This is a genomic window from Streptosporangium sp. G12 (assembly GCF_052983175.1).
The window spans coordinates 50770-68186 of the sequence record NZ_JBRIQO010000028.1; the positions used below are offsets into that span (position 1 = coordinate 50770).

The following is a 17417-nucleotide window of genomic DNA, read 5'->3' on the forward strand; positions in this document are numbered from 1 at the left end:
GCCGGTGTCGTGAGGATCACTCTGTGGATCACCCGCTCTGCGGGGAGAGTGACCGCTCACCCGCTTCGGCTCAGGTGGGTGAGGGCCGTTCGAAAGGGGGGAGCCGGAACGGCGAGGGACTCCTCTGTGCGTCTGACCTGCGAGTTCTTCCGCCGGGCGCGGCGGGGGCGGGGGCAGGTGTTCGGAAGGGCGGGGATCGGGCGTTCGGAAGGGCGGGGATCGGGCGTTCGGAAGGGCCTGAAGTCCTTCGGGGCTGTCCGTCCGGTGGGAGCGGTCTGCCCGAATCGTTCTCTCGAAGAGGCGAGGCGGTCTAGGCTCGTATGCCATGTTCGTCACCACGGTCCAAGAGGAGATCCCCCTTCTGGGCGGTGATGTCACCGACGGGGTGGTGCGGGTCGGGGACACCGTCCGGCGGCCCAGCAGGGCCTCCACGGGGTCGGTGCACGCGCTCCTGCGCCATCTGGAGCGCTCCGGGTTCGAGGGTGCTCCCCGGGCGCTGGGAGTCGACGAGCGGGGCAGGGAGATCCTGAGCTATGTGGAGGGCGAGTCCGCGGCCAGGCCGCTGCCCTCGTTCGCGCTCACCGGGGAGTCGCTGGCCGCGCTGGCGCGGTTGCTGCGCGGTTTCCACGACGCGGCGGAGGGTTTCGTCCCGCCGCGAGGGGCCGTCTGGGAGGCCGGGTCCAACGACGACGCGGCACCGCAACTGATCGGGCACTGCGACGTCAACCTCGACAATGTGATCTTCCGCGACGGGCTGCCCGCCGCGCTGATCGACTTCGACATGGCCCGGCCGACGACCCGGCTGTTCGACGTGGTCACCACGCTGCGCCACTGGGCGCCGATCGCCGATCCCGTCGATCTGGAGCCGCTCCAGCGCCGCCTCGACGTCGGTCCCCGGCTCCGGCTGTTCTGCGACGAGTACGGCCTGACGCCCCGCGACCGCCGCCGCCTGCTGGATCTCGCCCGGCTCCGCTTCGACCGCTCGTACCACGCGATGCGGACCAAGGCCGAGGCGCAGGGCGAGGGCGGCGGATGGGCCCGGATGTGGGCGGGCGGGGCGGGGGAGCGCATCCGGCGGGCCCGCGTGTGGCTGGAGACCCACCAGGATGAGCTCCATGAGCATCTCGTTTAGGCGGCCGGAGATCAGGGTGAGGGGAAGGCGGCCGGGGGTGGCCGAGGGGGTGGGGATGCTCGCCGGGGTCGTGATCGACGCCGTGCTCGCCGACCCCCGGCGCGGGCATCCGGTCGCGCTGTTCGGTACCGCCGCCGCCGGGGTGGAGAGGCGGGTCTACGGAGACGGCCGGGCCCGGGGCGTCCTCCACGTGGCCCTGTGCGTCGTCCCGGTGGCGCTGCTCGGCCACGCCGCGACCCGGTCGCGCAACCCGGTGGTGCGGGCCGCGTTGAGTGCGGCGGCGACGTGGACGGTCGTCGGCGGTACGACGCTGGGCCGCGAGGGCGCGGCGATGGCCGGGCTCCTGGAGGACGGTGATCTCGCGGGGGCGCGGGGGCGGCTGTCGCACCTGTGCGGGCGCGACCCGTCCGGGCTGGGGGAGGCCGGGCTCGCCAGGGCCACCGTCGAGTCGATCGCGGAGAACACCTCGGACGCGGTGGTGGCGCCGCTGTTCTGGGGGGCGGTGGCCGGGGTGCCCGGCCTGCTCGCGTACCGGGCCGTCAACACGCTGGACGCGATGGTCGGCCACCGGAACGCGCGCTACGAGCGCTTCGGCTGGGCGGCGGCCCGCCTCGACGACGCCGCCAACTTCGTGCCCGCCCGGATCACCGGACTGCTCGCCGCGCTCGGCGCCCCCCTGGTGGGGGGTTCGGCGCGGCGCGCGGTGGCGGTGCTGCGCAGGGACGGTCACCGCCACCCCAGTCCCAACGCGGGCCGCTGCGAGGCCGCCTTCGCGGGGGCGCTGGACCTCACGCTGGGCGGGGTCAACGTGTACGGCACCCGCGTGGAGCACCGGCCGGAGATGGGCGACGGGCCCGAGCCCTCGGTCGCGGACATCCGCAGGTCGGTACGGCTCGCGCGGGCGGTGGGCCTCGGGGCCGCGGCCCTGGCGGTCCTGGCCGTCCTGCGGCGCCGGTAGGCGGCCGAGGAGAAGGGGCCGTGAAGGGGCCGTGAAGGGGCCACGGAGGGGATCAGGCGTACCGGAAGGACACGGCCGGAGGGCGAAAGGGCCTGTTCGGGAGTCCGGGTGGGCGGCGCGGGCGCGGGGGCGGCATGCTGGTCGCCATGATGGTTGATTCCCCCGGAGAACCGCCCGCGGTTCCGATCTGTCCTGATGCCACCTGCCGTCCCGGTGTCACGGGTCGTCGCGGTGCCGTGCGTCGTGCAGGGTTCGCCGCTCCTCGGGCCGGGGCGAAGGCGTGAAGGGGGCGAAAGGGGCTAAAGGGGCGCTGCTGGTCGCGGGGACGACCTCCGACGCGGGCAAGAGCGTCGTCACCGCCGGGATCTGCCGCTGGCTGGCCCGGCAGGGGGTGAGGGTCGCGCCGTACAAGGCGCAGAACATGTCGCTCAACTCCTTCGTCACCGCCGACGGCGCCGAGATCGGCCGGGCCCAGGCGATGCAGGCCGCCGCGTGCGGGCTGGAGCCCAGCGCGGACATGAACCCGATCCTGCTCAAGCCGGGCAGCGACCGGCGCAGCCAGGTCGTGGTGATGGGCAGGCCGATGGCCGAGGTCGACGCGATGGAGTACTGGGACGTCAAGGAGCGGCTCCGCCAGGTCGCGGTGGACGCGCTGGAGCGGTTGCGGGGCGCGTACGACGTGGTGGTCTGCGAGGGGGCGGGCAGCCCGGCGGAGATCAACCTGCGCAGGGGGGACATCGCCAACATGGGCCTGGCCCGTGCCGCGAACCTGCCGGTCGTCGTGGTCGGCGACATCGACAGGGGCGGGGTCTTCGCCGCGCTGTACGGGACGGTGGCGCTGCTGGAACCCGCCGACCAGGCGCTGGTCGCCGGGTTCGTGATCAACAAGTTCCGGGGGGCGCCCGAGCTCCTCGAACCGGGGCTGGACATGATCAGGGAGCTGACCGGCCGCGAGGTGTACGGGGTACTGCCCTGGCTGGACGGCCTCTGGCTGGACGTCGAGGACTCCCTGGCCCTGGACAACCGGCCCGCGATCGGAGCGCGCGCCCCGTACGGCAGGCAGACCCTGCGGGTGGCGGTGGTGCGGCTGCCGCGGATCTCCAACTTCACCGACGTGGACGCGCTGGCCTCGGAGCCCGGGGTGGCGGTCCGGTTCGTGACCTCCCCCGGCGAGCTGGACGACGCCGACCTGGTGGTGCTGCCCGGTTCCCGGGCCACGGTCTCCGACCTGGCGTGGCTCCGCGCCACCGGCCTGGCCGCGGCCCTGCCGGGCCGGGCGGTGCTGGGCATCTGCGGCGGTTACCAGATGCTCGCCAGGACCATCCGCGACGACGTCGAGTCGGGAGCGGGCCTGGTCGAGGGGCTGGGGCTGCTGCCCGCGTCGGTGGAGTTCGCCGCGGACAAGACGCTGGGCCGTCCGGCCGGCACCGCGTACGGCCACCCGGTCGCCGCGTACGAGATCCACCACGGCGTGGTGACGGCCGACGGCGGCGAGCCCTTCCTGGACGGTTGCCGGGACGGCTCGGTGTGGGGGACCACCTGGCACGGCGCCCTGGAGAACGACGGCTTCCGCCGGGCCTTCCTCGCCGAGGTGGCCGCCGTCTCCGGGCGTGACTTCACCCCGGCACCGGACGTGTCGTTCGCCGCCCTGCGGGAGGAGAGGCTGGACGCGCTCGGTGACCTGATCGAGCGGAACGTCGACACCGGCGCCCTGCTCCGGCTGCTGGAGGGCGGGGCGCCTCGGGGACTGCCGTCGCTGCCACCCGGCGGGGCTTCGCGCGAGGCTCCGGACTTCTCGGCCGGTGTTCCCGCGGCCGGGTGAGCCGGTACTTTCCTCGCCGGTCGAGCCGGTGCCTTCCCCGCCGGTCGAGCCGGTGCTCCCTCCGCAGGCCGGGGGAGTGGTCTCCCGCACTGTTCCCCTGAGGATCGAAGGCGGGCACATCACTTCGGCCGGGGAAAAAGAGAAGGTCCCTCTGCCGGGTAAACTCGAAATTCCCCCGCCAGGTCCGATGGGGGTATGGGAGGCCGACCATGTCCCGCATCCTGATGTTGCTCTTCGTCGTCGCGGTGATCGCGGTGGTGGTTGTCGGTGTGACCATGGCGGTCCGCGCCTCCGCGGCGCGCAGGTCCATCGCCGAAAGTCCCCGGGAGATCCTCAAGCGCCGCTACGCGGCCGGTGAGATCGACGAGGACGAATACCTCCGCCGCATGTCGGGCCTCTCCCAGGACTGGTAGTCCCGCCGGCCGTGGTCAGGCCGCGGGGGCGGGAGCCGGCTGGTTCGCGGTGATCCAGGTGTCGATCTCCTCCCACTGGTCGAAGAGCCAGCGGATCTGGTCCTCACGGTCGCGCGGTACGTCGGCGGCCTGGACCCGCCACCACTTGGCCTTGATCTGGGCGCTGAGCGGGAGGCGGGTCCAGATGTCCCCGAAGGTGACCAGGTCGTCAAGACCGGTGTGCGCGACGAAGACCACGTCCGCCTCGGGGCAGGCCTCGATGGCGGCGATGGCCCCGTTGGGGCGGGGGGGCATCAGGTGCCGCAGCCTGCGGGCCCGCGCGGCCTCCTCCGACAGGCCCTTCTGCTCCAGCCGCAGGATGGCCCGCCAGCGGCGCTTCGGAGTGAAGTTGCCGCCCTCCGGGAAGATCACCAGGGCGTCGTCGGCGTCCATGTCGGAGGACAGGCGGCGGATCTCGCCAATGATGCCGCTCTCGGCGACCTCGCGGTGGACGAAGGCGTTGGGAAGGCGGTTGATCACCACGTCCAGCGAGGGGTCGAACTGCAGGGCCGCCTTCATCACGATCCTCGGGCGCCGGCCGTAGCGGGCGAGAAGGTGGTGGACGAGCAGGAACGAGTCGCCGGGGCCCGCGTGGCGGGACAGGACGATGACGGGGCGGGTGAGGCGGCGGGAGATCTCGTCGGAGGTCGGCGGCGGCTCGTCGACCTCGACGCTCAGGCGGAAGATCCGCACCGCGGCCTCGTAGATCTTGGAAAGGAACCACTGGATCAGCTCGTAGTGCCGCTCCTGGTACTCGTCGCGGTTGAGCCGGCCGCCCAGGCCGTTCGCCACCCACAGCCACAGGCAGGCGCACAGCGCCATCGACTCCAGCGTCAGCCACGCCAGCGCGAACCAGACCAGCCGGGTGCCGCGCCGCTGCGGGGGCGGCAGGCGCAGCGAGGCCGCGGCCACCACCAGCAGCCAGATCGGGAGCGTGAGCACCGCGACGACGGTGAGCACGATGACGAGCGGGGCCAGGACCAGGCGGCGGATGATGCGAGGAGGCAGCACGAGCGGCTCCTGCCTGTGTGGATGTGCGGTCGTGGTGCGCGTGCGGGGCCGGCGTGACTCAGGAGGCGATGATCCGGACGTACCTCCTCATGAGTACCCCCGATGTGGGCCTACCCCGATATGGACATATGACGCGGCTTGGTTTATATCGGTACTGATGCGGACGGTGGCGTGGAGCGGCTCAGGAGGACGCCTGCCGGACCAGGTAGTCGGACGAGGCCCGGTACGCGCGGTCGATGTATTCAGATATATGCGATGAATCCCGGTAACGCAGCTGAGAGAGGTCTATTCCTGGACGGGACTCGCCCCCGGACGGCATGACATGGACCTCGATGTCGTCCGGCAGGGTGGCCATCTCCTCGGTGAAGCGGTGCCGCCGGGCGATCTCGAAGGCGGTCATGCCGACCTCCCACGGGCGCCGGGGCACGACCAGGGGACGCTCGATCCTGCCCACGTGCAGCACGTAGACCCGCCGGGCGCCGAGCGCGACGGCCCGGCCGACCGGGATGCTGTGCACCAGCCCGCCGTCGAGGTAGTGGCCGTCGCCGACGCGGACGGGCGGCAGCAACCCGGGGACGGCGCAGGAGGCGAGGACCGCGTCGACCAGGGGGCCCTCGGTGAACCAGTGCGCGGCGGCGCGCTCGACGGAGGCGGCCACGCACTGGAACGGCACGGACAGATCCTCGATGCGGGAGACCGGCAGCGTCCGGGCCAGCAGGTCGCGCAGCGGCTCGGAGGAGTGCAGGTGGGTGCCGCTCCTGGCGAGGGTGGACAGCCGGGTCACCCAGGACCCCGCGAACGCCGTACGGACGATCTCCGAACCCCACAGCGTGGTCAGGCGCGCGACCGCGTCACCGGGGGCGGCGGCGAGCACGACGCCGTTCAGGGCGCCCACGGACGTGCCGATGATCACGTCGGGCTTGATGCCCGCCTCGTCGAGCGCCCGCAGCATGCCCACCTCGTGGGCGCCGAGGACGCCCCCGCCACCCAGTACGAAGGCAGTGTCCAGGCTCATGGGCTCACCATAGCCCCGCGGCCGAGCGCGGCGCCGCCGGGCGGGTTCCGGATCCGCGCAACGAAGGGGCGGTCAGCTGTCCGGGTCCGGTCATGACCCCGGCGGTGCCGAGCGGGCACGATCTGACGCATGACAGCGGTAGTGGAGACCGAGGGGCTCACCAAGTTCTACGGCGCGCGCCGGGGGCTTGAGGATCTCGACCTGGAGATCCGGCCCGGGGAGGTGTTCGGGTATCTCGGCCCGAACGGCGCGGGAAAGACGACGACGCTCAGGCTGCTCCTGGACGTCATCCGCCCCACCAGGGGCCGGATGACGGTCCTCGGCAGGGATCCCCGCGAGGCGGGCGTGCGGAGCCGGATCGGTTACCTGCCCGGCGAACTGGCCCTGGAGGGCAGAGAAAAGGCGGGGGAGTTCCTGGCCTTCCTCGGCGCGGTGCGCGACGGCGTGCCCAAGGGGCGCATCGAGGAGCTGGCCGAGCGGCTGGAGGCCGACCTGTCGGTGCCCATGGGCAAGCTCTCCAAGGGCAACAGGCAGAAGGTCGGGCTCATCCAGGCCTTCATGCACGAGCCGGAGTTCCTGATCCTCGACGAGCCGACCAGCGGCCTGGACCCGCTGGTGCAGCAGGAGTTCCTGGCGATGATCCGGGAGGTCCGCGCCTCGGGCCGTACCGTGCTGATGTCCTCCCACGTGCTGGCCGAGACCGAGGACGTCTCCGACCGGGTCGGCATCGTGCGCGGCGGCAGGCTCGTCGCGGTGGAGGACGTCTCCGCGCTCAGGGAGAAGGCGGTGCGCCGGGTGGAGTTCCACTTCGACGCCCCGGTGCCCCGCGAGGCGTTCGAGAACCTGCCCGGCGTGCGGGACCTGCGAATGGAGGGGGCCGGGCTGCGCTGCACCATCGACGGCCGCCCGGACGCGCTGATCAAGGCGGCGGCGAGGTTCACCGTGGTGCACATGGTCAGCGCCCAGCCCGACCTGGAGGAGATCTTCCTCACCTACTACAGCCAGAACGAAGAAGAAGGGGAGGCGCGCGATGCCCACGCTGGTGTCGAAGAGCCTGCGTGACTACCGCAGGCCGCTGCTCGGCTGGACCGTCGGGATCAGCGCGTTCTTCGCGATGTACCTGGCCTACTACCCGACCATCCAGAGCAACCCCGACCTCTACGGGAACGTGGCGCTGACCAAGTTCCCCGGGGCCATGCGCGACCTCATGGGCGGTCTGGAGGGCGGCTTCACCAGCGGCTCCGGCTACTTGCAGACGCTGGTCTACCAGCTGTTCGGGCCGCTGCTGTTCATCATGTGCGCGGCGGTGATCGGCAATCGGGCGATCGCCCAGCCCGAGGAGTCGGGCACGCTGGAACTGGTCCTGACCCTTCCCATCGACCGCAGGCGGCTGGTCCTGGAGCGCTTCGCCGCCCTGGCCCTCGCGCTGCTCGGCGTGGCGGCGGTCACCTTCCTCGTGGTGCTGGGCCTGGTGACGGCCGTCGACATGGGCGTCCCCGCCGACAGGGTCCTCGCCGGTCACGCCGGCGTCTTCCTGCTCGCCCTCTTCTTCGGCACGCTCTGCCTGACGGTCGGCGCCGCGACGGGGCGCCGGGGGGTCGCCCTGGCGGTGGTCGGGGTGGTCGCCGTGGCCGGATACGTGGTCGAGACCATGGGCAAGAACGTGGACGGGGTGTCCTGGCTACGCTGGATCTCGCCGTTCCACTACTACCTCGACGGACGGCCGATCCAGCTGGGATTCCCGGCGTGGGACTATCTCGTGCTGGCCGGGGCGACCGTCGCGCTGGTCCTGATCGCGATGCCGGCCTTCGACAGGCGTGACGTGGGAGTCTGATGGACGAGCTGCTCGGCGGCCATCTCCGGATGTTACGGGAGGCGGCCGCCACCGGCAGGCTGCCCGGCCGCGCCGAGCTCGACGACTGCCGCGCAGCCGGTGCGCTGGCCGCCGAGCGGGGCGCGTCCGTGCGGGCCCTGGTCGAGGCCGCGCTGGCCATGGCCGAGTCGGTGAGCCCCACCCCGCTCCCTGCCCTGCGGCGTACGGTCTCCGCCCTGATGGAGGGGTACGAGAACGCCCAGCGGTCGGCGCTGCGCCAGGAGGAGGCGGCGCGCAGGGAGTTCGTCGACGACCTGCTCGAGGGCCGCGCCGACAGGCTCGCCGAGCGGGCCGAGCACTTCGGGCTCCGCCTGGCCGAGACGTACGTGGTCGCCGTCGCGCGTCCCGCCGCCGGAGCCGCCGGAGCCGCCGGAGCCGCCGGAGCCGCCGGAGTCGCGGGAGCCGGAGTCGCCACGGCCGCCCCGGCCGCCGCTCCGGGGGACGGCGGGCTCGCGGGGGAGGCCGAGGGGACGGCCCGGCGGATCGAGGACGCGCTGGTCGCCCGGTTCGGCTCGCACAATGTGCTGGTCGCGGTCCGCGACGGGATGCTCGTGTGCGTCGCGCCGGGCAGCCTCGCCGTCGCGAACGGCGAGTTCACCCACCACGTGCGCCAGGCGTTCGCGCCCGGCTGGCGGGTCGGGCTCGGCCGGGCGCACCGGGGCCCCGGCGGGGTGGTCACCTCCTACCGGGAGGGCGCCAACGCCATCGAGCTCGGTGACCGGCTGGGGCTGCGCGCCCCCGTGCTCAAGGCCGCGGACCTGCTGGTGTTCCCTGTGCTGCTGCGGGACCGCGCGGCCATCGAGGACCTGGTGACGAGCGTGCTCAGCCCGCTGCTGGAGGCGCGGGGCGGTCCCGAGCCGCTGCTCGCCACGCTGGAGGCCGTCTTCGCCTCCCAGGGCAACCAGACCGCCGCCGCGCGCAGGCTCGGCGTCAGCACCCGGGCGGTGACCTACCGGCTGGAGCGGATCCGCCGCCTCACCGGGTTCTCACCGGATGACTCCACCCAGCGTTTCACCCTGGAGACGGCGGTCCTGGGCGCCCGCCTCCTGGACTGGCCCGCCCACCCGCTGCACTGACCTGGCCGGCCCGCCCACCCGCCGCGCCGACCTGGCCGGTCCGCCCGTTCGCCGTGCCCACCGGCCGCGCCCGTTCGCCCTGGCGTTACGGGATCAGAAGCACCTTGCCGGTCGTACGGCGGGCTTCGAGGTCCTCGTGCGCGCGGGCGGCCTCGGCGAGCGGGTAGCGCTCGGAGATGTGCACCCGCAGCTGACCCGCGGCCACCCAGCCGTAGAGGTCGGAGGCGCGCCAGGTGAGCTCGTCCCGGGTGGCGATGTAGGTGCCCAGGGTCGGGCGGGTCAGGAAGAGGGAGCCGTTCCTGGCGAGGAGCTGCGGGTCGAGCGGCGGGACTGGGCCGCTGGCCTGGCCGTACAGCGCCATCATGCCGCGCGGTCGCAGCGAGGCGACGCTCTCGTCGAAGGTGGCCGCGCCCACGCCGTCGTAGACGACGTGCACGCCGGAGCCGGTCAGGTCGCGGACGGCGTCGGCGAAGCCCTTGTAGCGGAACACCTCGTCGGCGCCCGCCTGGCGGGCCAGGATCTCCTTCTCCTCGGTGGAGACCGTGCCGATCACCCGGGCGCCGCGCAGCTTGGCGATCTGGGTGAGCAGCAGGCCCATGCCCCCGGCGGCGGCGTGCACCAGGACGTCGTCCCCCGCCTTCACCTCGTACGTGGAGTGCGTCAGGTAGTGCGCGGTCAGCCCCTGGAGGGTGACGGCCGCCGCGACCTCGGCGGCGACCCCCTCGGGCACGGTGAGCAGCTTGGAGGCGGGCACCGTGGCCCTGGAGGCGTAACTGCCCGGCACGTTGGCCCAGGCCACGGTGTCGCCGACGGCGACGTCACGGACGTCCTCACCGACCGCGGCGACGGTGCCCGCGCCCTCCTCCCCGGGGACGAAGGGCAGTGAGAGCGGGTAGCGGCCGATCCGGTGGTAGACGTCGATGAAGTTCACGCCGGAGGCGGCGACGTCGACCAGGACGTCGCCCGGGTCCAGCCGGGGGTCCGGGTGGTCCTCGGTGTAGGTGAGAACCTCGGGTCCGCCGGTGGCGGAGACGACTATGGCGCGCATCGTGCTGAACTCCTTAGGTCAGTCGAATGTCTCGATCGTCCCCATTGTTGTGCGGATCACTCGTCGTCGCGGTCATCCGGTCAGGGCTGCCGGGTGATGGCCGGACCGTGCAGGGTGAAGTTGTCGAACGCGGTCCGCAGGACGGCGTCGCTGTTCTCGCCCACCCTGGCGATCACGCCGACCAGCCCGTTGGGCAGCGGGTTGGTGTCGAGGAACGACTGGGTCTGCTCGTCGTTGACCCACATGGTGAGCTGCACGCCCCCCTCGACGCCGGTGCACTCGGCCGTGAGCCGGATGGCCTCGCCCTTGGGCAGGTCGACCTTGGCGGGTTTGGTGAGCTCGCCCCCGGCGCTCTTCACGGTCTTGCGGATGCGGGCGTTGCCCGTGGTGTCGAGCAGGAACTCGTACCGTGTCGCCTTGTTGTCGTCCTCGCCCCGGCAGAACAGCCCGTACTCGCCCATCCCGGTGGTGCCGGAGCGGATCGTGATGTCGGAGCCGAGCAGGATCCGGCTCGGTGTGACCGGCGTGGGGCTGGCCGTGGGATCGGGGGTGGCCGGTGGAGCGGACACGAAGGGGATCGGGGCCTGCTCCCGCCTCACGGGGGAGTACCCGCTGACGTCGACGGCGTAGTAGCCCTCGGGGGCGTAGCCGTACGTGCCGGTCATCGGGCTGTAGGTGCCGCCGCTCCAGCCGGTGCCGCTCTGGGTGAAGTCGTCCTGGTAGAGCAGGGCGAGGTTCTCCGGCGGGCCGCCGGGAGCGAGCGCGAGGCGCAGGCCGAGCCCTCCGGCCGCCACCATCAGGGCCGCCACGGCCACCCCGACCACCAGTTTCCGCCGCCCGGCCGTCCCGCCTCGCGAGAGGAAGGACCCGGTGTCGTCCCGCGGCCGCTCGGGGAGGGTGTGGCCGGGACCGTCGTGGAAGGCGCCGGGCGCGACATGGCCGGGCCCCGCCTGCGAGGCGCCGGAGACCGTGTGGCCCCCTCGCGCGGACGGTGCGGTGTGGCTCCAGTCGGGATCGGCCGCGTGACCCGCGTGACCCGCGTGCCCTCGGCCGGGAACGGAGTTCTGCCCCGCGGGTCCGCTGACGGAGCCGGGGGTGGGCGGCCCGGCGGTTCCGGTTCCGGTCCAGGGGGCGCCGCCGGGCGGCCCCTGAGGTTCCTGCCAGGAGGCCTGGATCGAGTGGGCGGCCTGCTCGGGCGCGGCGGAGCGGCCCACCAGGTGGTCGAGGAGCTGCTGTGAGGTGGGCCGGTTCCGCGGGTCCTTGGTCAGCGCGTAGGTGACCAGCTCGCGCAGCGCGGGCTCCATGCCCTCCAGGGACGGCTCGGTGTTGAGCACCTGGTACAGCACCGCGGGCAGCGCCTCGCCGCCGAACGGTGCCCGCCCGCTCGCGGCGAAGGCCATCAGGCAGCCCCACGAGAACACGTCGCAGGCGGCCGAGACCGGCTCGCCGCGCAGCACCTCGGGCGCCATGTAGCGGGGGGTACCGAGGATCTCACCGGTCCCGGTCATCCCGCTGAGGGTGTCCAGCGCGCGGGCGATGCCGAAGTCGATGACGCGGGGGCCGACGGGGGAGAGCAGCACGTTGGACGGCTTGAGGTCGCGGTGCACCACTCCGGCGCCGTGGATGGCGGTCAGCGCGGTCGCCACCCCGACGGCGAGCGCGTCGAGACTGGAGCCGCGGAGCGGGCCGCCGGAGTCGACGGCCTCCTCGAGGTTGGGCCCGGTGACGTACTCGGTGACGACGTAGAGCTGGTCGTCGTCGAGCGCCGCCTCGATGACCGCGGCCGTGCAGAACCTGCGGACCCGCTGCGCCGCGTCGGCCTCCCTGCGAAAGCGCATCCGGAACCGTTCGTGCTGGCTGTACTCCGGATTGATGACCTTGATGGCGACCTGCTGCCCGTCAGGGGACTCGCCAAGATAGACCGTGCCCATCCCGCCCCGGCCCAGCCTGCTGAGCACGCGGTACCGGCCTATCTGCAGGGGTTCGTCGGGACTGAGGTTGTTCACCTTTGTACCTAACCGCATACGCCGTCACATGAGTGGCTCAGCCTATCGATCTCTTGCCGCTCGCCAGCAGTCGCAACAGCGGCAGGTCCACTTTTTCCAGACTGTCCACGCTCAGCACGTCCTCCGCCACCGGATCGCCGGAGACCGACACCACCCGGCACCCGGCCGCGCGGGCCGCCGCGAGCCCGGTGGGACTGTCCTCCACGGCCACGCAGTCGGCGGGGTCGAGGCCCAGCCCGGAGGCCGCCCGCAGGTACGGGTCGGGCAGCGGCTTGCCGCGCGCGGTGTCCTCGGCGGCCACGACCAGGGCGAACCGCTCCGCCCCGACGGTGTGCAGCACCATGTCGACGATGAGTCGCGGCGAGGCGCTGACCAGGGCCGTGGGCACGCCTTCCGACCCCAGGTCGTCCAGCAGCCGGATCGCGCCGGGCAGCGGTGTCACCCCGCCGGAGACCCGCTCGGCGAAGGCCTCGGTGAGCCGCGCCCCGACCCGTTCGACCCTGTCCCGCTCCGCACCGGCCCGTTCGACCCCGGGCCGCTCCGCACCGGGCGGTGCGGGAGCGCGGCGCGCGAGGTAGCCGGCCGCGTCCTCGACCAGGCGGCCGAGGACGTGGCCGGCGTCGGCCTCCGTCAGCTCCAGGTCCAGCTCGGCGGCGACCTCCACGCACGCCTGCCACCACATCCCCTCGGTGTCCACGAGCGTGCCGTCCATGTCGAACAGGACGGCTCCGAGCTCACCCGACACCCGCGACGTCCTCCGACTCGGCCGCCTTCGGGGACTCCGGGGACTCCGGGGACTCCGGGGACTCCGGGGACTCCGGGGACTCCGGGGACTCCGCGGGGTTTCCGGAGGTGAGAACGGGCGCGGGGGTGGTGCGCGCGGCGACGAGCACGGGCCGCTGCACGAGGGCGACGTCCACCCGCGTGCCCGGCGCCAGGCGTACCGCGTCGTGTCCCGGCACGTCGCTGAGGACCTCCAGCTCGCCCACCCGCACCCGCAGCCGCGCGGTGGAGCCGCGGAAGGACGACGCCACGATCGTGGCGTTCCCGTCGGGCGAGGGGGTGACCAGCACCGCCTCGGGGCGTACCAGCACGTCGACGTCGGGCGAGGACGGCAGCGGGCCGTCCACCGGCATGAGCTTGCCCATGACGGTGACCTCCTGGCCGGACAGGCGGCCGGGAACGTGGTTCATCGCGCCGACGAACTCCGCCACGAACGGGGTGGCGGGCCGGTCGTAGACCTCGGCCGGCGGGCCGCACTGCTCCAGCCGCCCGGCGCGCAGCACCGCGACCTTGTCGGCGACCGACAGGGCCTCCTCCTGGTCGTGGGTGACGAAGATGGTGGTGATGCCCAGCTCGAGCTGGAGCCGCCGGATCTCCTCGCGCAGCGAGACACGGACCTTGGCGTCCAGCGCGGACAGCGGCTCGTCGAGCAGCAGCACGCGAGGCTCCAGCGCCAGCGCCCTGGCCAGGGCGACGCGCTGCTGCTGGCCGCCGGACAGCTCGTGCGGGTAGCGCTGGGCGTGCGTCGGCAGGCCGACCAGCTCCAGCAGCTCGTCCGCCCGCGCGTGCCGTTTGGCGGTCGGCACCTTGCGCACCCGCAGCCCGAAGGCCACGTTGTCCCTGGCGTTGAGGTTGGGGAACAGGCTGTAGGACTGGAAGACCATGCCCGCGTCCCGCCGGTTGGCGGGGACCCGGGTGATGTCCTTGCCGTCCACGAGCACCGCTCCGGCGTCGGGGTGCTCGAAACCGGCGACGCAGCGCAGCGCCGTGGTCTTCCCGCAGCCGGAAGGGCCGAGCAGGGCCATCAGCTCGCCCTGTTCGACGGTGAGGTCCAGGCCGTCCAGGGCCACCGTACGGCCGAACGCGCGGCGCAGCCCCCGGAACTCGACGGTCATCGACGTTTCCTTCCCGCACCCGAGAGGGTGAGCAGCAGCAGCCAGATGAGGAGCAGGCTGATGATCGACAGGGCCACGGAGAGCTGCCCGTCGTTCCCGGAGATGGTCACGATCCAGACCGGGAACGTCTCGTAGCCGAGCAGGGCCGCGATGGTGTACTCGCCGAGCACCAGCGCGAGGGTGAGGAACGAGGCGCTGGCGATGGAGGAGCGGATGTTGGGGATGATCACCCGGAACAGCACGTACGGCCACGAGGCGCCCAGGTTGCGGGCCGCCTCCACCAGCGTCCGCACGTCGATCGCGCGCAGCCCGGCGTCCAGCGACCGGTAGGCGAACGGCAGCGTCAGCATCACGTACGCGAGCACGAGGACGAACGGGAACCTCTCGTCCTGGACGGCGATCAGCGTCGCCCAGAACGGTGTGGCGGCCAGCGCGTCGACGCCCTCGCGCAGTGCCGTGCTGATGCCGACCACGTAGGTGATCGGGGGTACGACCAGCGGGAGCGTGGAGATCAGCTCCAGCACCGGCCGCAGCCGGGGCGCGCCGAGCCGCACGGCCAGCATCGCCGGGAGGGTGAGCAGCAGCACCGCGACGATGGTGCAGGCGGCGAGCGCGAGGGAGAGCAGCAGGCTGGGCAGGAAGCCGGGCGCCGACAGGATCCGCCCGTAGGCGGCGAGCGAGAAGCCCTGCCCCTCCGAGTAGACGGTGAACCAGAAGGACACCGCCATCGGCACGACGAAGTAGATCGCCGCGACGACCAGCACGATCCCCCGCCAGGCCCGGCGCTGCCCGGGGCGGGCGGTGGCGGCGGGGCCCGGGGTGACGTCGGGCAGGGTGGCTACCGCAACCATCGGGAGCTCCTCTTCTGCAGCGGCAGGTAGACCGCCATCACCAGCAGCGCGATGACGATCATGTCGAGGCTCAGCGCGAGCGCGACGTTCTCGTACCCGATGAGGACGTCCCCGGTGAGGGCCTCGGCGATCTGCAGGGTGACCAGCGGGACCGTGCTGCCCACCATGGCGTAGGCGGTGGCGTAGGCGGCGAACGCGCCGCCGAACAGCAGGACGACGCCGCCGAGCAGGGCCGGGGTCAGCACCGGGATGCCGACGTAGCGCCAGAACTGCCAGGTGGTGGCGCCGTTGTTCTGCGCCGCCTCCCGCCACTGCGGGCGCAGGCCGTCCAGCGCCGGGGTCACGACGAGCACCATCAGCGGCACCGAGAAGTACATGTAGACCAGGGCCAGGCCCCAGAAGTTGTACAGCACCCCCGGGCCGAGGCCCAGCGCGGTGGTGATCACCCCCGAGTTGCCCAGGGTGGCGATCCAGATGAACGCGAGCGGCACGCCGCCGAAGTTGGACAGCACGCCGGAGAAGGTCAGCACGGCCTCGCGCAGCGCGGTGAACCGGGAGGTCAGCACCGCCTGGGCCAGGAACGTCCCGGCGACCGCGGCGGCGACCGCCACCACGGCCGACAGCTGGACGCTGCTGAGCAGGGCGTTCAGGTAGGGCCCCTGGAGGCTCCTGGACAGGTTGGCGGTGCCGAGGGAGGACACCTTGGTCGCCGGGTCCTTGACGGTGAACGCGCCGACCAGCAGCGTGAGCGCCGGGATCCCGAACGCCACCGCCGTCACGACCAGCAGCGGCAGGGCTCCCAGCCAGTTCTTGGATCGGGGACGGCCGCCGCGCGGGGCGGCGGCCGTGACGGCGGGGACGGTCATCCCGAGACCGCGGCGCCCCAGCCTCCGGCCAGGACCTCCTTGGCCTTGTTGACCTGCTCCTCCGTCGGGAAGGTGGGCTCACCCTCGACCGGCGGGAGGTTCGCCTCGGCGGCGGCGTCGACCGTGCCGTCGGCCTTCATCGCGGGCAGCAGCACCGGGCGGGCGAAACCGCCGAGGTAGAGGTTCTGGCCCTCGGGGCTGTAGAGGAACTCCTGCCACAGGCGCGCGGCGGCCGGGTGCGGGGCGTCCTTGTTGATGGCCTGGGCGTAGAGCTGGAAGTACTTGCCGTCGCTGGGGATGACGGTCTTCCAGTCGAGGCCCTTCTCGGCCATCTTGGGGGCGTAGGCGGCGTTGTTGTAGTCCCAGTCGATGCTGATCTGGGTCTCGCCCTTCTCGATGGTGGCCGGGGTGGTCTCGACGGGGTTGAAGTTACCGGTGTCCTTCAGCTTCTTGAAGAAGTCCAGGCCGGGCTGGATGTCGTCGAAGGAGCCGCCGTTGGCGAGGGCCGCCGCGTACACGCCCGCGAACGCCGAGCCCGACTTGGTGGGGTTGCCGTTCAGGGCGACCTTGCCCTTGTACTCGGGCTTGAGCAGGTCGGCGTAGGTCTCCGGGCACTTGGCGATCTTCTTGGCGTCGCAGCCGATGGAGACGTAACCGCCGTAGTCGTTGAACCAGAGGCCGCTGGGCTCCTTCTGGTTCTCGGGGATCTTGTCCCAGGTCTGGACCTTGTACGGCGCGAACAGGCCCTCGGCGGCGCCGCTGATCGCGAAGGACTGGCCGAGGTCGAGCACGTCGGGGGCGCGGTCCTGGCCCTTGCGGGTCTTCACCGCGTTGATCTCGTCGGCGCTGGCGGCGTCGGGGGTCTCGCTCTCGATCTCGATGCCGTACTTCGCCTTGAAGGTCTCGATGATCTTTCCGTAGTTGGCCCAGTCGGGCGGGAGGGCGATGACGTGGAGCTTGCCCTCCTTCTTGGCGGCCTCGACGAGCTTGTCCAGCCCGCCGAAGTCGGCGGCGGAGGTGGCGGTTCTGGCGTCCACTCCGGCCGCGGAACCTCCGCCGGAGGCGCCCGCGGACGGTGCCGTCGTACCGGGGGCGGCTCCGCACGCGGCGGCGCCGACCAGGAGGAAGGCCGCCAGGCCTGCAAAGCGAACTCGGGATGCGATCACGGTGTCTCCCAAGGGGGTGTCGCGCAATATTTCACGAAAGTAGACGAACTTGTACAAACAAGCTAGACCTCCTCTGTCGTGAATCAGTTGCTGTTTGGTGAACGGGCGAAGTACGGCGGTGAAATGCGTGAACCGGGGCTGTGTGAGCCGTTGACCCTTGTTTAGGGTGGGGCTGAGCCGGCCGCCAGGTGCGCGCAGCGAGGGATCCCGCCGACGCGCGCCGGGCCGGGAGCGGGAGGGCGG

Annotated in this window: 16 protein-coding genes; 7 read left to right on the forward strand and 9 right to left on the reverse strand. The window is 72.4% G+C overall.

All coding sequences use genetic code 11. The features are described 5' to 3' along the window. Window positions 1-325 precede the first annotated feature (325 nt). The 4 genes from ACVCAG_RS35570 (at window position 326) to ACVCAG_RS35585 (ending at window position 4325) form a co-directional block, all read left to right on the forward strand. Window positions 326-1132 (forward strand): phosphotransferase, encoded by an 807-nt coding sequence (locus ACVCAG_RS35570; protein WP_440081333.1) that lies wholly within the window; start codon window positions 326-328, stop codon window positions 1130-1132. Then, window positions 1116-2090 (forward strand): cobalamin biosynthesis protein, encoded by a 975-nt coding sequence (locus tag ACVCAG_RS35575; protein WP_447191187.1) that lies wholly within the window; start codon window positions 1116-1118, stop codon window positions 2088-2090. The genes ACVCAG_RS35570 and ACVCAG_RS35575 overlap by 17 nt, the downstream gene beginning before the upstream one ends. A 280-nt stretch (window positions 2091-2370) precedes the next feature. Then, the gene (locus tag ACVCAG_RS35580; RefSeq protein WP_440081331.1) at window positions 2371-3912 is read left to right on the forward strand and encodes a cobyric acid synthase; all 1542 of its coding nucleotides are present in this window, start codon (window positions 2371-2373) and stop codon (window positions 3910-3912) included. Window positions 3913-4121: 209 nt separating this feature from the next. Beyond that, complete coding sequence (locus ACVCAG_RS35585; protein ID WP_440081330.1) at window positions 4122-4325, forward strand: SHOCT domain-containing protein; 204 nt, start codon at window positions 4122-4124, stop codon at window positions 4323-4325. 15 nt (window positions 4326-4340) lie between these two features. On the opposite strand, the gene ACVCAG_RS35590 is transcribed toward ACVCAG_RS35585, so the two are convergent. Further along, window positions 4341-5375, reverse strand: coding sequence for a 1-acyl-sn-glycerol-3-phosphate acyltransferase (locus ACVCAG_RS35590; protein WP_440081329.1), 1035 nt, complete (start codon window positions 5373-5375; stop codon window positions 4341-4343). A 181-nt stretch (window positions 5376-5556) separates the two neighbouring features. Further along, window positions 5557-6390, reverse strand: coding sequence for a patatin-like phospholipase family protein (locus tag ACVCAG_RS35595; RefSeq protein WP_440081328.1), 834 nt, complete (start codon window positions 6388-6390; stop codon window positions 5557-5559). 129 nt (window positions 6391-6519) lie between these two features. On the opposite strand from ACVCAG_RS35595, the gene ACVCAG_RS35600 reads away from it, so the two are divergent. Genes ACVCAG_RS35600 through ACVCAG_RS35610 form a run of 3 tightly spaced genes read left to right on the forward strand, consistent with a single transcriptional unit; the run spans window position 6520 to window position 9339 of the window. Further along, window positions 6520-7452, forward strand: a complete 933-nt coding sequence (locus ACVCAG_RS35600; RefSeq protein ID WP_440081327.1) for an ATP-binding cassette domain-containing protein — start codon at window positions 6520-6522, stop codon at window positions 7450-7452. Beyond that, window positions 7421-8224, forward strand: a complete 804-nt coding sequence (locus ACVCAG_RS35605; RefSeq protein ID WP_440081326.1) for an ABC transporter permease subunit — start codon at window positions 7421-7423, stop codon at window positions 8222-8224. The genes ACVCAG_RS35600 and ACVCAG_RS35605 overlap by 32 nt, the downstream gene beginning before the upstream one ends. Beyond that, the gene (locus tag ACVCAG_RS35610) at window positions 8224-9339 is read left to right on the forward strand and encodes a PucR family transcriptional regulator (RefSeq protein ID WP_447191188.1); all 1116 of its coding nucleotides are present in this window, start codon (window positions 8224-8226) and stop codon (window positions 9337-9339) included. The genes ACVCAG_RS35605 and ACVCAG_RS35610 overlap by 1 nt, the downstream gene beginning before the upstream one ends. An 85-nt stretch (window positions 9340-9424) precedes the next feature. Here the strand turns inward: ACVCAG_RS35610 and ACVCAG_RS35615 are convergent, their stop codons facing one another. The 7 genes from ACVCAG_RS35615 to ACVCAG_RS35645 form a co-directional block, all read right to left on the reverse strand. Continuing rightward, window positions 9425-10387 carry a zinc-binding dehydrogenase gene (locus ACVCAG_RS35615; protein WP_440081324.1) on the reverse strand — a complete coding sequence of 321 codons (963 nt, stop codon included), beginning with the start codon at window positions 10385-10387 and terminating at the stop codon, window positions 9425-9427. 80 nt (window positions 10388-10467) lie between these two features. Continuing rightward, the gene (locus ACVCAG_RS35620) at window positions 10468-12393 is read right to left on the reverse strand and encodes a protein kinase domain-containing protein (RefSeq protein ID WP_440081323.1); all 1926 of its coding nucleotides are present in this window, start codon (window positions 12391-12393) and stop codon (window positions 10468-10470) included. Window positions 12394-12430: 37 nt separating this feature from the next. Then, window positions 12431-13138: an HAD-IA family hydrolase gene (locus ACVCAG_RS35625; protein WP_440081322.1), complete on the reverse strand. Its 708-nt coding sequence runs from the start codon at window positions 13136-13138 to the stop codon at window positions 12431-12433. Next, window positions 13128-14291, reverse strand: coding sequence for an ATP-binding cassette domain-containing protein (locus tag ACVCAG_RS35630; RefSeq protein WP_440081321.1), 1164 nt, complete (start codon window positions 14289-14291; stop codon window positions 13128-13130). The genes ACVCAG_RS35625 and ACVCAG_RS35630 overlap by 11 nt, the downstream gene beginning before the upstream one ends. After that, entirely contained in the window at window positions 14288-15142 is an 855-nt protein-coding gene (locus ACVCAG_RS35635; protein ID WP_447191189.1) for an ABC transporter permease, read from the reverse strand. Before ACVCAG_RS35635 ends, ACVCAG_RS35630 begins: the two co-directional genes overlap by 4 nt. Further along, complete coding sequence (locus ACVCAG_RS35640) at window positions 15130-16008, reverse strand: ABC transporter permease subunit (protein ID WP_440081319.1); 879 nt, start codon at window positions 16006-16008, stop codon at window positions 15130-15132. The genes ACVCAG_RS35635 and ACVCAG_RS35640 overlap by 13 nt, the downstream gene beginning before the upstream one ends. Continuing rightward, the gene (locus ACVCAG_RS35645; RefSeq protein WP_440081318.1) at window positions 16005-17174 is read right to left on the reverse strand and encodes an ABC transporter substrate-binding protein; all 1170 of its coding nucleotides are present in this window, start codon (window positions 17172-17174) and stop codon (window positions 16005-16007) included. The genes ACVCAG_RS35640 and ACVCAG_RS35645 overlap by 4 nt, the downstream gene beginning before the upstream one ends. Window positions 17175-17417: the final 243 nt, after the last annotated feature.

Excerpts from the sequence above, each read along its gene's own strand:
- ACVCAG_RS35570 (WP_440081333.1), top strand. The coding sequence starts at position 326 with ATGTTCGTCACCACGGTCCAAGAGGAGATCCCCCTTCTGGGCGGTGAT.
- ACVCAG_RS35575 (WP_447191187.1), top strand. The coding sequence starts at position 1,116 with ATGAGCATCTCGTTTAGGCGGCCGGAGATCAGGGTGAGGGGAAGGCGG.
- ACVCAG_RS35585 (WP_440081330.1), top strand. The coding sequence starts at position 4,122 with ATGTCCCGCATCCTGATGTTGCTCTTCGTCGTCGCGGTGATCGCGGTG.
- ACVCAG_RS35595 (WP_440081328.1), bottom strand. The coding sequence starts at position 6,390 with ATGAGCCTGGACACTGCCTTCGTACTGGGTGGCGGGGGCGTCCTCGGC.
- ACVCAG_RS35600 (WP_440081327.1), top strand. The coding sequence starts at position 6,520 with ATGACAGCGGTAGTGGAGACCGAGGGGCTCACCAAGTTCTACGGCGCG.
- ACVCAG_RS35605 (WP_440081326.1), top strand. The coding sequence starts at position 7,421 with ATGCCCACGCTGGTGTCGAAGAGCCTGCGTGACTACCGCAGGCCGCTG.
- ACVCAG_RS35610 (WP_447191188.1), top strand. The coding sequence starts at position 8,224 with ATGGACGAGCTGCTCGGCGGCCATCTCCGGATGTTACGGGAGGCGGCC.
- ACVCAG_RS35615 (WP_440081324.1), bottom strand. The coding sequence starts at position 10,387 with ATGCGCGCCATAGTCGTCTCCGCCACCGGCGGACCCGAGGTTCTCACC.
- ACVCAG_RS35630 (WP_440081321.1), bottom strand. The coding sequence starts at position 14,291 with ATGACCGTCGAGTTCCGGGGGCTGCGCCGCGCGTTCGGCCGTACGGTG.
- ACVCAG_RS35635 (WP_447191189.1), bottom strand. The coding sequence starts at position 15,142 with ATGGTTGCGGTAGCCACCCTGCCCGACGTCACCCCGGGCCCCGCCGCC.
- ACVCAG_RS35640 (WP_440081319.1), bottom strand. The coding sequence starts at position 16,008 with ATGACCGTCCCCGCCGTCACGGCCGCCGCCCCGCGCGGCGGCCGTCCC.